Origin of the sequence: Veronia pacifica (assembly GCF_001707825.1) — a bacterium.
Classification (GTDB): domain Bacteria; phylum Pseudomonadota; class Gammaproteobacteria; order Enterobacterales; family Vibrionaceae; genus Veronia; species Veronia pacifica.
Map to the genome: position 1 here is coordinate 1 of NZ_LYBM01000075.1, position 12,487 is coordinate 12,487.

Consider the following 12,487-nt stretch of genomic DNA (forward strand, 5'->3'; position numbering starts at 1 on the left):
TTGATGACTTCAGCAGGTAGACCCAGATGCGCTGCTGTAGCGTCTATCTCGGCCTGATAGGGGGGCGCTTTAGTTCCTGTTTGCCTGAGCTCGAAATCAAGCAATGTTGTCAGGGGGGTAACAACCTGGTAGCTCGGAGGCGACGAGAGCATAAAATCGTACAATACTGGCGATTTTGTATCTTGGTCGATGGTCTTGCCTTTAAATGCTAAGGCGACTAACGGGTATTTATTTACGTCGTCGATACCGGAGACATCAATACTTGCGACACCGTCTGCCCCGCTGACGGCAAATGGCTCATCGTCGTCCAGTTCATAGTCAGCATCAACATCCACCCATACCTTCGCTCCTTCGAGGTATCCGTCAATAACAGTGACACGATGGCATGCGCTCAAACTGATAACGAACAGGGCTAAAATAAGCCCCGGATACCGAGTAAACTGCATAAACATTCCTTTGCATATTAATTTTTAACCTTATTGATATATCAAACAATAATAATTAGCAGTAGCTAATGCGAAAAAAGTGATAAATATGCGTTTTATTAATTTTTATTTGCATTTTATTGCAAATTAGTTTCAGTATTGAAACGCAATTAACGTACAAAAACTAAAAAAAACGCGACTTAGATCTCTTTTTAGATCCTGAAAATTATTTTTAACGCTTTTCAATACTGGTTGTTGAGCGAACCTCATTCATTTCAATAAATGCTGATTGGAAATATACGATGATGATTCAACGTTTTGTCTTGGTTTTTGTACCGTCTGCGGAAGATATTAGCTTATGCTCTGAGATGGTAATCAAGATGCGGAGTCTCATTGATGTTTTCAAATGTGTCGATCAAAGCCAGCCTGGCTGAGGGGCATACGGCTTTTTACCAAAATATTCTCGGTATGACGTCAACAGCCCGAGGATGGCGCTTTAATAATCAGGGAGCGAGCTTGTCGTTCACCGATATTGCCCAGCCTTATCAACCCAAACCACAGGATTTTTTTTGGAAAATTGGCGTGACCGTCGTCAATCTTGACCTTGCTTACCAGTGGTTAAGACAGCATGGGGTTTTTGTTACTGAACCTTCACAGTTTAAAGATATTGGTTATCTGGCTCACCTTAGCGATCCTAGCGGCATGACCATAGAGTTGTTGCAGACGACGTTTTCAGATTCATCTCCATCGACGACACTCCCACATCCAATCAGTTCAGGGGCGACTGTTGCTCATATCAGCGTGAGATGTCACGACAGACAACACATGTTGTCATGGTGCCAGCAGCAAGGCTTGATACTCAAGTCAATCCAGCCCGTCACTGACTACGGATTTACGCTGTATTTTTTCAGCTGGATTGATGAACCCCTGCCTGACAGTGAACTGACAGCGGTAGCCAACAGAGAATGGCTATGGCAGCGCCCATACACCTTGTTGGAGTTCCAATTGATTGAGAATCAGCAACCTTTTCTGGTGCCAGGGGAGGGTGGGGCAGGTTTGTTTGAGGTCGTAAGTGATAATGGGCTGATCATAAATAGCCAATGTCTTACTGAAGCTGGCCTGGCTAAGGGATGAGGTCAGCGTATTTACCATTGTCTGAATTCGATGCCTTCGCTCAGTGCTCGGCGAAAAGCGTTAACTTTGTTCTTTTTCACGTTGATAAGAATGCGTCGCGTGCATGTCTGAAGCATAGGAATATCATTACGACTATCACTGTAACCTGCCTCCCAGGGACACTCCAAAAGGCCGTGTTCTTTTGCTATTTTCAGCTTGTTCTCCCTGAAGCAATGTTCTTTCATGACGAGACCGAAACAACTCACCCTACAGGGACTGCCAATTACCGTTGCGTGACGTATGCCCATGTGTCTGACAACACCTCTTAATAACCAGTCAGGACAGCCACTTAAAATGACCACATTTTTTCCTGAGGCTTGATGTTGTTTAAGCTCGTCAACGCCGTCGTGAAAAATTCTGGCACCGATATCGGAGAAGTATTTACTGATAAATTGTTTATGTAGGCGAATAAGCGGCGTTTTTTGTCCCGCCATCGCTATCAACAAAATCAGATTTAATCCTGTTGTTCGAGTCTTTTGCCACAGGAATAACAGCAAGATGATGGGTAAAAATAATGCGAAACACAGGCTGCGAAAAGGCGAACGTTGTATTCGCCATTTGAAAAACTGATATCCGGTATCATGAGAGACTAATGTGCCATCAAAATCGAAAACAACGGTTGTGTTTGGCTGTACGTGGGCTTCTGTATCTTGTTGAGAAGTCAAACTACCTCTTCCTTGAACTGGCTGAGGTAAGTACGCATAAACTGACAGCGTCGCTGCGCTTCCTCCCTCGCGGTATCTGTTTGCATTGTTGCAGGTAACGACAGTAATTTAGTATAGAAGTGATCAAGAGTGTACTGACTATCATCAGCGTCTCTTTTCTCGCAGAGCGGATCCAAGGGTTGATACAGAGGTCTCTGTAATACGGTGCCCACTTGAATACAGCGGGCAATCCCAATGGCACCGAGAGCATCGAGCCGATCAGCGTCCTGTACTATTTTTGCTTCAAGAGTGGTTGGTGTGATATTCGCACTAAAGCTATGTGCACAAATTGCATGGTGGACAGCACTCATTTGTGAATCGGTAAAACCAAGTTCAGAGAGAAACGCGATAGCTTTATCCGCCGCTCTTACCGAGCTGAGGTGCCGCTCGGGATGGTTTTTGGCGAAAGTCACACAGTCATGAAGCCAAGCGGCAGTTATGGTGATCACACGGTCGGCGCCTTCTTTTTGCCACAACATTTCTGCATTTTTAACAACTCTTTTGACATGATTCAGATCATGAGTCGGGTCGGAGATGTGTTGCCGGGTTACAAACTGCTCCAACTGGGATTCAACAACTAAAAAGTCGCTCTCAGTCATTATCAAGCTCAATCAGCATCCAGACATCACAGCCGCCATGGATTGTGCCATCCAGCGGTGAGGATAAGTGCCTGAATCCGATTTTTTCATACAGAGAAATGGCTGACGTCATTGATTTCAGTGTATCCAGATAACATTGTTTAAAGCCATGCTGGTGTGCTAAGGCCAGACACTCGTTTGTAAGTAACTTACCAATTCCCAGCCCTCTGCATTCCGGCAACAAAAACAACTTACGAAGTTCACAGATTTCTTGGCTACCCTGAAAGGGTGCAATTCCGCATCCACCAACAATGTGTTGATCCATAGCCACGACAAGGTACATGCTGACGCCGTCCTTACCGTAGTGCTGACTCATTGCCTCTACTTCCGGATCGGATGGCCCAAACCCTTCGCCAACTGCACCATACTCTTGTCCCACAGACTTTATAATGCGGCATATTTCTTGGTCATCTTTCGCCAGAATGGGCCTGATCTCGGGATGTTTTTTCATTTTCTTTCCAATTTTCTACTCAGGTAAACAGATCTTAACAATGCGGTGCGCTGATGCTGAATGTTGCCAGTCCCTCACAGTCGTAGAGGTTGGCATCAGCTGGCGTCATGCCAAGCTTTTTCAAAACACTTATGGAGGCAGTATTGGGCACCATGGCAACACCAAAGACCTCTTGCCCTTTATGTACGCCAAGGAAGTGATTGAGCAACGTCCCAGCGCCCTCTGTGACAAATCCCTGACCTTGTTTGGCGGGTAACACACCGAAGCGGATATCGAGAAAGGAGGGGTTTGGTGAGTGTTCTATGCCCACATAGCCCAGCCTTTGCATTAAATCGTCACGTAGCCGTATCACATAGGTGCCAAATCCATGCTGCTGCCAATGCTCAAGCCTGCCGGTCACATACGCATCTCGCTCAGCAGCAGAGTAGGGAGCTTCATTAGGTAAATATCGGGTTTGTTCTGGACAAGAGAGGATCTCATCAAAAAGTGGCATATCTTCCTTGGTGATTCTGGTTAAAACCAATCTTTCTGTAACCAGCATTTAGATCTCCATGTGTCTATCTTTGGTGTTGAGTCTGACACTTTGCTTTCCCTTTGTCCTGCGCGAGGTCACAAAGCATAAGTCATTACTCAAAAAAGCACAGCGACAGAATCACAGGGTTCTGACCCGCCTTTACATTATCGCAAGGCAAGCGTATTTTGTTGTAGATTTCATTCATTGCGATAAATTGTGATCTCTGAAACTTAGAGAAATCTCCGAACAATGCCTCAGTGTTGTGATAATCGTGGGTCGGTGATACCTTGTGTCAATGTCAACGGATTGTCCTTTACTTATCAACGGAATATGACTTTTTACCAGATAGCCTAATATGGCTGTCAACGATCGCTTTTTGAAGTCAGGTGAAATGTGTTTTTGGTTGTTTGCCTTGATGCGGCCCACGCCTGACGGATGCCTTGAATTATTATCGCGTATTTAGTTTGCGCGAAGTTGAGTTTTAAAGGAAAGAATACCAATGCCCGCAGTCAGCAAAGATCTAGCCCGCCTTCTGATGCTAAAAGAAGCCCTTGATGAGGCAATAAAGTCTCAACGTCGCTCAGACCAGTGCCATGAAAATTATACGAAGCGAACTAATGTCAACGGATTCAGTCGCGCACTGACAGCGACCTATGAATCCAATGCAGCTTGGAATGAAAAAGCGTTGGATAAAGACATGGCAGCACTAAAAATTGCTGCTAAAGCACTCTTTGAAAAGGAAGAAAGCGAAGTTTCCTGAGGTACGTGTATTCCTTTTTTGAATCACCCCATTTCTTATCAGTCACTGCGCTCTCAAGGCTGTAAGCGAGATGCTTACGGCCAGAGTCGCCTTTACGATTCATACTCATAGGCTTCTTTTTAGAAGCGAATCTTCCCCGTCAGAATATCTTTGAACATTACCCAATCACCAAGAAACGAGTAGACCGGATAAGTAAACGTTGCAGGTCGGTTTTTCTCAAAGAAAAAGTGACCAATCCATGCAAAACCGTATCCCAGTAGAGGAAGAGTAAGAAGAAGCAGGTACTGAGAGGTGATCACAACATAGGCCAATACCAGCAATATTAGTGTGCTGCCAATGAAATGAAGGCGTCGACATGCTGTATTTTCATGTTGAGATAAATAAAAAGGGTAGAATTCAGCAAATGTCTTGTAGGCTTTCTCGCTCACTGAATGACCTCCTCTTATCGGCTGAAGTTAACTGTGTGCCATGCATAAACTGGCCATACATTAGCAGTATATAAAACAAAGAAGAGGCAACATTGCCTCTTCTTTGCAACAGCACTGTGGTCTTTCTGACTCAGCGCCTTTCAGTCGATCCAAAGTGTTTAGGTATCACTGATTGAATAACTCCACGCTGGCATTCTCACCGAGGTCCATAAATTTCTCCCAAAATTCGCCCTCGGCTTTATTCCATGTAGATGGGAGTGCGACATTCATTGAGGACAACAGCTGACCTGTTGCATGTAGCAGTCTAAAAGACGTATTCAGGGTATCGAATTCAGCATTGATGTAGTCGATTCTTGCTTCGAAAAGCTCGTTTTCAGAATCCAGTAGTTCCATCAGTGAACGTCTGCCAATACTGAACTGTTTCTCGAAGGCCTGTTGACTTGCTTTTGCCGCAACCACGTGCTGACGAACAAACTCGGTCTGTTCCTGCAGGTTCTGGTGGGCGTTCCATGACAAACTCGTTCCTTCGACAATTTCACGATATACCTGTTGGCGATTCTCTTTTGCTTGATTCACCTGATGCGAACTCTGGCGATATTTAGCAATGTCGCCACCACCAGAAAACAGGTTGTAGTCAACTTTAACCATCGCCTGAAGATCGTTATTGTCACCTTCAACGCCATCCAGATTGTTATTCCAGTTCCCATTGAGTTCTAAACTGACATTCGGATAAAAACTGGATTGAGTCTGATTGCGTCTGGCCGTGATAGCTTCAATTTCTTCACCTGCCACTTTTAATGCAGGATGGTTTTCTTCTGAACGGTTAATCGCATTTTGCAGAGTGCCGGGAATAGACTGCGCATCTGGTTTTGGCATGAAGAGGTTATCAGGACGGCTGTTAATCAAACGCTTGAATTGTACAGCTGCATCCTGCAGATTGTTGGTTGCTGACACCAGATTCGCTTTCGCCCTTGCAAGACGGCCAGAAATTTGTGAAAGGTCGGACGTTGATGCGAGTCCTGAATTGGTTTTCTTCTTGATCTGGCGGAATATACGCTCATGGTTAGACAGATTCTGTCTGGACAGCTTATGAATCTGCTCTGTCCTTAGATACTGAATGTAAACGCCAACAACCTCGAGTGCCTTATCCTCTGCAATATTGATCAAACCCCAGTGTTGGGATTTAGCAATACGACTTGCACGCTCAACATCATTGACAGTGAAGAAACCATTAAAAAGGATCTGACGGAGGCTCAGACCCATTTCTCTGCGGTTAAGAGAAACGCTACTGTTATTGTTACTCGCCCTCGTAGACGGGCTGTCGGTCATCTCTCTTCCATACCCGCCATTAAGGTCAATGGTGGGTAAATATTCTGACTTGGCGATGTTTATCTGTTCTTCACTTTCTTTATAGCGTTGAAATGCCTGTTGGATTTCTGGTTCAGTCACCAGTGTCTGGCTAACAGCCTGCTCAAGCGTCAACGCGCTTGCAGCGGAAGATACCAACAGAGAACAACCAATAGCCACAGCTAACAGTCGCTTTCGATGGCTGGCGTTTATTGACATGTGTAGTTACTCCTAGTCACGTTGTTAGACCCATGCCTCGATTAAATTCAACGCTCTCTCAGAGCGTTTTCTCTGGCTCGCAGAATTGGGTTTAATATGTATTCCATTACAGTTCGCTTACCCGTGATGATGTCAACGGACGTCAGCATACCCGGGATGATAGGCAAAGACTGCCCGTTTTTTTTAATCAAACTTGATTCATTTGTCCGAATTCTCACTAAGTAGAAACTGTTACCTTTATCGTCTTGTGTCGTATCAGCACTTATGTGCTCAAGAATCCCATCTAACCCACCATAACGGGTGAAATCATAGGCAGTGACTTTCACCACTGCAGGCAGCCCCGGGTATAGGAATGCGATATCTTTCGGAAGAATTTTTGCTTCAATCAGCAATTGATCTTCCGCTGGAACAATTTCAATCAGATCATTCCCAGGCCGAACCACTCCGCCTTGGGTGTTGATATGTATTGTCTTAATGGTTCCCTTGACGGGTGAAGTAATAACGGCCTTATCAACCTTATCCTGCGTTCCCAACTGTGCCTGATCTAATCTGGCGAGCAGAGATTGCGTCTTATTCAGTTCTGACCTGACTTCACTGTTGAATGCCAGTGCCACTTCTCTGCGCTTGAGAATGGCCTCCGCCTGCGCGGCCTTCACTTTATTCTGTGAATCTTTTATTGATTCTATTTCACCAACCAAAGAGTTAACCTGACGCTCCAGCTTCAGCAGCTCTACCTCAGGTACAACACCTTGCTGAGCCAGAGGCCTGGTTAGGTCTAACTCTCGTTTTATCAATGAGTAATTACTTCTCAGTGTCGCCAGTTTTGAGTTGAGTTCCTTCATATCAAGTTGTCTCTGATCTACCTGATGTGAAAGGATATTGAGCCGATTTTCGAGATCATTAATCCTATCGTCGTATTCCCGCTTCTGTCGCTTCACCAGCTCTGGTTTACGCTGCACCAGTGCCTCTGGGTAATCAAGCCCAATGCGCTTCAACGAAATTTGGTTTCGCCACTGATTGCTAACGGGAGACAAAGTCAGTGTATTCAGTTCAGCCTGCAGGCGGATAATATTGGCTCTCATTGAATCCGACTCTACTTTCTGTTGTGCGGCATCAGAGCGGAAACGAGTATCATCTATGCGAGCGAGGGGTTGGCCCTCATCCACAAGCATTCCCTCCTTGACATACATTTCCTCAAGAATACCGCCGTCAAGGCTTTGTATAATTTGCAGTTGGGAAGAGGGGATAACCTTACCTTCACCTCGGGTGACCTGTTCCAGTGAGGACAAGCTAGACCAAAGTAAAAAGCTGATAAGAAGGGCGAATAAAATCCAGATAACAAATCGGTACTTTATGGGGGAATCCATCAACATAGCGTTGTAAACGTCATCCACCATTTCCAGCTCATCGCGTTTGAGATTAGAGTGTTTCACTTACTCTTCCCTCCCACTAGATTTTGTCTCACCTGTAAAGCGAGCCAGCACTTCATCTCTCGGTCCGTCTATGAGGACACGTCCCTTTTCAAGTACGATGATCCTGTCTACCAACTTCATTAGTGACATTTTGTGGCTGACTAACACCAAAGTACGGTTATGGCCAATACGCCGCATGGTTTTAATAAACCGCTTCTCAGTGCTCGCATCCATACTGGCTGTGGGTTCGTCCATCAGCAAAATGGGCGGATCGTTAAGAATAGCGCGTGCCAATGCCACGGTCTGGCGTTGTCCACGAGATAACGCCTCTCCGCGTTCGCCTACCTGTTTATCAAGCCCCTCGTTATCACCGACCGTGAATAAATTTACACCTGAGAGACTGGAGGCACGCAGCAATTGATGTTCAGTGACCTGACGAGAACCAAACATAATGTTGTCCCGAATTGAGCCATTAAACAGAATGATGTCCTGCGCCATGTACCCCATGTTATGCCTGAGATCGGCAGGATGAATCTGTCGACACTCTGTACCATCAAATCTCAGGTTGCCCTCGGTGGGCAAATACAGGCCAGCTAACAGTTTCAGCAGTGTGGTCTTTCCCGAGCCGTTCTTCCCGATGATCGCAACCTTTTCTCCAGCCTCAATTGAGAGAGAAAGCGGACTGAGTGCAGATTGGGTCGCGTTAGGGTAGGTAAAGCGAATGTTATCGGCATCAATGTGGCCGTTCAAACGCACGCGTTGGGCAAGGTGTGCTTTATCTTCAAATTCATCCTCGATATTCATTAGGGAATCGAGTTGTTGGATCGCATTTTTGGTCTGATTGGTTTTTACCATCAGGCCTGCCAATTGACTCATTGGAGCGAGTATTCTGCTAGACAGCATCACAGCGGCAATGATACCGCCCATTGATATATTGCCTTCAGCGACGGCATACACCCCCAGTACGACTAAGGCAACAGTAGTGAGCTGAGAGATAAAAGACGCAATGTAGGAGACTGACTGGGAGATACTTTTCACCTCAAACTGCCAGTTCGCGGTGTGCGCTGTCATTTGCTGCCAGCTTCGTTGCACTATTCCCTCAGCAACGTGTGCCTTCACCGATTCCAACGCCGTCAGGCTCTCAATCAGGTGAGCATTTTTCTGGAGACCGAATTTATTGCTTTGTTCAATGGCGCGTTTAAGCTTTCGCTGAATACTCAGTGTGTAGAGAAGAATCAATACACTTGCAATGATAGGGACAGCAACAAGATTGCCAGAAACGAAGAAAATAACAGTTAAAAATAGAAGTGCGAAAGGAAGATCAACCAGTGTCATTATTGTGGCGGCACTGAGCGTTTCCCTGACGCTATCGAATTCATTGAGTTGTTTCGCCATACCACCAACGCTTGGAAAGCGTTTACTGAGCGGGATACCCATTGCTTTTGCAAATAGCTTTGCAGATATAACAATATCTATTTTTTTACCTGCGATATCAGTCAGAGAACTCCGCAACGAACGCAGTATAAAGTCGAAACCAAAAGCGATGGCCGCGCCAACCGCCAATACCCACAAAGACTCGAACGCCAGATTGGGGACAATTTTGTCATACACATTCATGACGAAAAGTGGAGAAACAACAGCAAATAGATTTACCACGACAGAGGCAATGAGTGCGTCGCGATACAGGGAACTCGCATTGCGAACCATTGACCATAGCCAATGCCCCTTAGTCTTGTGAGTGTGAAGTTTGCCGGTCACATCGCCCCGATATTGCTTCTTGAGCAGCAAACAGTAACCTGTAAACGTCTCTTCCAGCTCGCTGATAGCGACTTCAGATTCGCCGCCGCTTTCAGGGATTTGTATCGTTGCAATCCCCTTATCTTGATCCACGCTCCTCAGCACGCAGGCCTTTTGATCGATAAGTAATAAGACACAAGGAAAAAGTAATGGAGATATGCCACTGAGCGGTTTTCTGAGTAAGCGAGCAGAAAATCCAGCGCGAGCGGCTGCTTCTGGAAACAGGTCAGGCGTGAGATTTGCTTTGTTCAGAGGTAAGCCAGCTATCAAAGCCTCTCTGGAGCACGGATCACCGTAAGACTCAGATATCAATACCAGACAGTCCAAAAGAGGATCGGGTATGACTTGAGCCGATGCAGGAATGCTCCACTGACTCTGGATATTATTATTTGCCACGCTTTTTCCTTGTGGAATGTGAAAATACCGCGTTCACATAAAGTGTGAATCCCAAAAGTAAAAAAAGCCAGAACACCGAAAAAAGTGCTCTGGCTTTACATTTTTATGCTTCTAATTCTTTTTCGATTTCAACCAAGACAGACGCAGTATCAATCACTACATTGGCATCATCACTGGTAATTAATGCCGTTGTCTCGCTGTCAAACAGCGTGTTGATGACACTGCCATCCTCCGTGAGTTCTGACAGGCTGACACCGTCGAGAACGATCTCGTGGTCGGCTTGTTCATCGCCATCGACATCAATACTGACTGTGACCTGATCCTCATCACCCTCAAGCAACAAGGAACTGATTTGGTCCTCCTCAAGCAATTCAGAAAGGTCAATATGGTCTTCACCAACGGTGAAATCGTTAACGGTAACCTGCGTTGATGTCTGCTCTGCGTTGAGGATGAAACGGTCTGCCTCATCAGTGCCACTGACAGATGCTGCACTTGAAAGATCAATACTGTTGGTATCTACGCTATCATCCACCTGTAACCAAACGTCATCAATGGCGTGAGTGTCACCATTCTCATCTGTCCAGGTTGATTGCAGGCCGACAAAGTTTCCATTGTTGAAGTGAGAACTCTGCTCCGGTGTCAAATCAATACTGACCACACCAGCTTCAGCCAAACCAATCATCTCGTCAGCTTGAGAGATACCGTCAGAATTTTTATCCTGCCAGACAATGATGTCATCATAAGCACTGTCATTTGCATCAAAGACACCGTCCTGATTTTCATCATAGAAGCTGAGTGCTTGGAAACCATCTTTGACTTCTTCAGGTTTTGGTGAGGCCTCCCCAAATAGTTCAGAACCATCATTGATAATGCCGTCACCATTAAGGTCAATAGCCAGCAACGCGTCACCCGCACTTGCCCAGCCCACTTTCTCCTTTTTACCGTCAGCATCAATATCAAAAGCCACCCCTTCATTGATGTTCAACGTCTGAACACCATCGCCGTTTAGGTCGATGATCAACGGGGAGATATACTCTAACCACCAATCGTCTTTGGAGATTGTAATATTGAATTCAGCCTCTGATGTTGTTCCATCCTCAGATTTAGCCTGCCCTTTGATTTTGACAAATGCTGTTTCTCCGTTGTTTAAATCGCTCGGAGTGAGTTTACGCGCCAGTGTCACTTTGCCTGTTCCCGGATCAACCTTAAACAGACCGTTCGCAGATTCGAGAAGTGAGTAAGTTACACCTTCACCGTCTGGGTCAGAGGCAAAGAGAGTGATGCCGACTTCATAGCCCACGACATTTTTCTCGGGGTCATCTGTAACTGCTGCACCATTGACCTTGATATTAGGAAACGTCTTATTCGCGTCGCTGTTGATATCTCTGAGTGGACCAACAGGATTATTACCCGTTTCATCCTTAATCTCTGTCGTAACAGACGCGGCACTGGTGTCTAGGTTTTCATAAACTGTATCACCATTAATCTTGATGTCATTTACCTTAACCGTGTAGTTCTCGCCGACTTCAGCAAGAACATCATCATCGGCTCTGACCGTAAAGGTAAAGGTTTTGCCATCTGCACCCACTGTCGCCTGAGTTGTCTTAATAATATCTTCCTCAGTTGCGCCACCGCTGAAGGTATAGGTCAGAGTAATAATTGATCCAGGAGGCGCTTTTTGCCCATCTGTTACATCGAGCGTGACTGCGTAACTTGCATCTCTACCTTCAGTCACTTCCGTGTCACCCGTCATAGTAACAATGATTGCGTCAGGGTTGGCTTCATCGACAATGAATCCTGTGCCAGATACGTTACCAATTTCTAGCACCACACTCTCTTTATCCTCTTTGAACACATTATCAATGGCAGGGGTCGTGACGGTGAAGCTTGTGATGTCCTTTGGAACCGTAATTGTTTTATTTACGCTGTCATAGGTCACGCCATCAGAGAACGTCAGAGCGCCATAATCCTCGCCTGCTAAAGCTGTACCAGATAAATCGATATTGAACGTGGTAGGCGTCGAGGGGGCGTTTGTGAGGGTGACAGTGAAAGAGAGGGTTTCTCCTTCTTCAACTGTCGTGCCAGTGATCGATTGAATTGCCTGAGCTTCAGTAATGGTGGCGTCGCCGGTAGCGTTGAGGGTCTGGCCGCCGATGGTGGTCGCCACCGTCAGGGTGAAGTCCTCGTCGCCCTCAAACTCGCCGTCGTCCAACGTGGACACGA

At 45.9% G+C, this 12,487-nt stretch carries 11 protein-coding genes and 1 pseudogene; 2 read left to right on the forward strand and 10 right to left on the reverse strand.

The window, feature by feature from the left end; translation table 11 throughout:
• Nucleotides 1–446: pseudogene (locus A8L45_RS22530) on the reverse strand (hypothetical protein); the annotation flags it as partial.
• Nucleotides 447–821: 375 nt separating this feature from the next.
• Here A8L45_RS22530 and A8L45_RS22535 point away from each other — a divergent pair.
• Nucleotides 822–1,559: a VOC family protein gene (locus A8L45_RS22535; protein ID WP_068905596.1), complete on the forward strand. Its 738-nt coding sequence runs from the start codon at nt 822–824 to the stop codon at nt 1,557–1,559.
• 11 nt (nt 1,560–1,570) lie between these two features.
• Here the strand turns inward: A8L45_RS22535 and A8L45_RS22540 are convergent, their stop codons facing one another.
• The 4 genes from A8L45_RS22540 to A8L45_RS22555 are packed head-to-tail and all read right to left on the reverse strand — an operon-like array spanning nt 1,571 to nt 3,932.
• On the reverse strand, nt 1,571–2,263 hold the full coding sequence (locus A8L45_RS22540; protein WP_068905597.1) for an HAD-IB family phosphatase: 693 nt from the start codon (nt 2,261–2,263) through the stop codon (nt 1,571–1,573).
• Nucleotides 2,260–2,901 (reverse strand): HD domain-containing protein, encoded by a 642-nt coding sequence (locus tag A8L45_RS22545; RefSeq protein WP_068905598.1) that lies wholly within the window; start codon nt 2,899–2,901, stop codon nt 2,260–2,262. Before A8L45_RS22545 ends, A8L45_RS22540 begins: the two co-directional genes overlap by 4 nt.
• A complete protein-coding gene (locus A8L45_RS22550) occupies nt 2,894–3,391 on the reverse strand; it encodes a GNAT family N-acetyltransferase (RefSeq protein WP_068905599.1) in 498 nt (165 codons plus the stop codon). The genes A8L45_RS22545 and A8L45_RS22550 overlap by 8 nt, the downstream gene beginning before the upstream one ends.
• A gap of 34 nt (nt 3,392–3,425) precedes the next feature.
• Nucleotides 3,426–3,932: a GNAT family N-acetyltransferase gene (locus A8L45_RS22555; protein WP_068905600.1), complete on the reverse strand. Its 507-nt coding sequence runs from the start codon at nt 3,930–3,932 to the stop codon at nt 3,426–3,428.
• A gap of 472 nt (nt 3,933–4,404) precedes the next feature.
• Between A8L45_RS22555 and A8L45_RS22560 the strand changes: the two genes are divergently transcribed.
• Nucleotides 4,405–4,665, forward strand: coding sequence for a hypothetical protein (locus tag A8L45_RS22560; protein WP_068905601.1), 261 nt, complete (start codon nt 4,405–4,407; stop codon nt 4,663–4,665).
• Nucleotides 4,666–4,784: 119 nt separating this feature from the next.
• Here A8L45_RS22560 and A8L45_RS22565 read toward each other — a convergent pair whose 3' ends face one another.
• The 5 genes from A8L45_RS22565 to A8L45_RS24795 all read right to left on the reverse strand — a co-directional run.
• A complete protein-coding gene (locus tag A8L45_RS22565) occupies nt 4,785–5,093 on the reverse strand; it encodes an Mpo1-like protein (protein ID WP_083228498.1) in 309 nt (102 codons plus the stop codon).
• 165 nt (nt 5,094–5,258) lie between these two features.
• On the reverse strand, nt 5,259–6,659 hold the full coding sequence (locus tag A8L45_RS22570) for a TolC family outer membrane protein (RefSeq protein ID WP_068905603.1): 1,401 nt from the start codon (nt 6,657–6,659) through the stop codon (nt 5,259–5,261).
• Between the two features lie 47 nt (nt 6,660–6,706).
• Nucleotides 6,707–8,056, reverse strand: a complete 1,350-nt coding sequence (locus A8L45_RS22575) for an HlyD family type I secretion periplasmic adaptor subunit (protein WP_068905606.1) — start codon at nt 8,054–8,056, stop codon at nt 6,707–6,709.
• Between the two features lie 36 nt (nt 8,057–8,092).
• Nucleotides 8,093–10,264 carry a type I secretion system permease/ATPase gene (locus A8L45_RS22580; RefSeq protein WP_068905604.1) on the reverse strand — a complete coding sequence of 724 codons (2,172 nt, stop codon included), beginning with the start codon at nt 10,262–10,264 and terminating at the stop codon, nt 8,093–8,095.
• 103 nt (nt 10,265–10,367) lie between these two features.
• Nucleotides 10,368–12,487 (reverse strand): SPM autocatalytic domain-containing protein (locus A8L45_RS24795; protein WP_175402069.1); only part of this gene is annotated, 2,120 nt, incomplete at its 5' end.

Bases quoted from the DNA above. Each gene is read 5' to 3' on its own strand.
- A8L45_RS22545 (WP_068905598.1), bottom strand. From the start codon at position 2,901: ATGACTGAGAGCGACTTTTTAGTTGTTGAATCCCAGTTGGAGCAGTTT.
- A8L45_RS22535 (WP_068905596.1), top strand. From the start codon at position 822: ATGTTTTCAAATGTGTCGATCAAAGCCAGCCTGGCTGAGGGGCATACG.
- A8L45_RS22555 (WP_068905600.1), bottom strand. From the start codon at position 3,932: ATGCTGGTTACAGAAAGATTGGTTTTAACCAGAATCACCAAGGAAGAT.
- A8L45_RS22560 (WP_068905601.1), top strand. From the start codon at position 4,405: ATGCCCGCAGTCAGCAAAGATCTAGCCCGCCTTCTGATGCTAAAAGAA.
- A8L45_RS22575 (WP_068905606.1), bottom strand. From the start codon at position 8,056: ATGGTGGATGACGTTTACAACGCTATGTTGATGGATTCCCCCATAAAG.
- A8L45_RS22550 (WP_068905599.1), bottom strand. From the start codon at position 3,391: ATGAAAAAACATCCCGAGATCAGGCCCATTCTGGCGAAAGATGACCAA.
- A8L45_RS22570 (WP_068905603.1), bottom strand. From the start codon at position 6,659: ATGTCAATAAACGCCAGCCATCGAAAGCGACTGTTAGCTGTGGCTATT.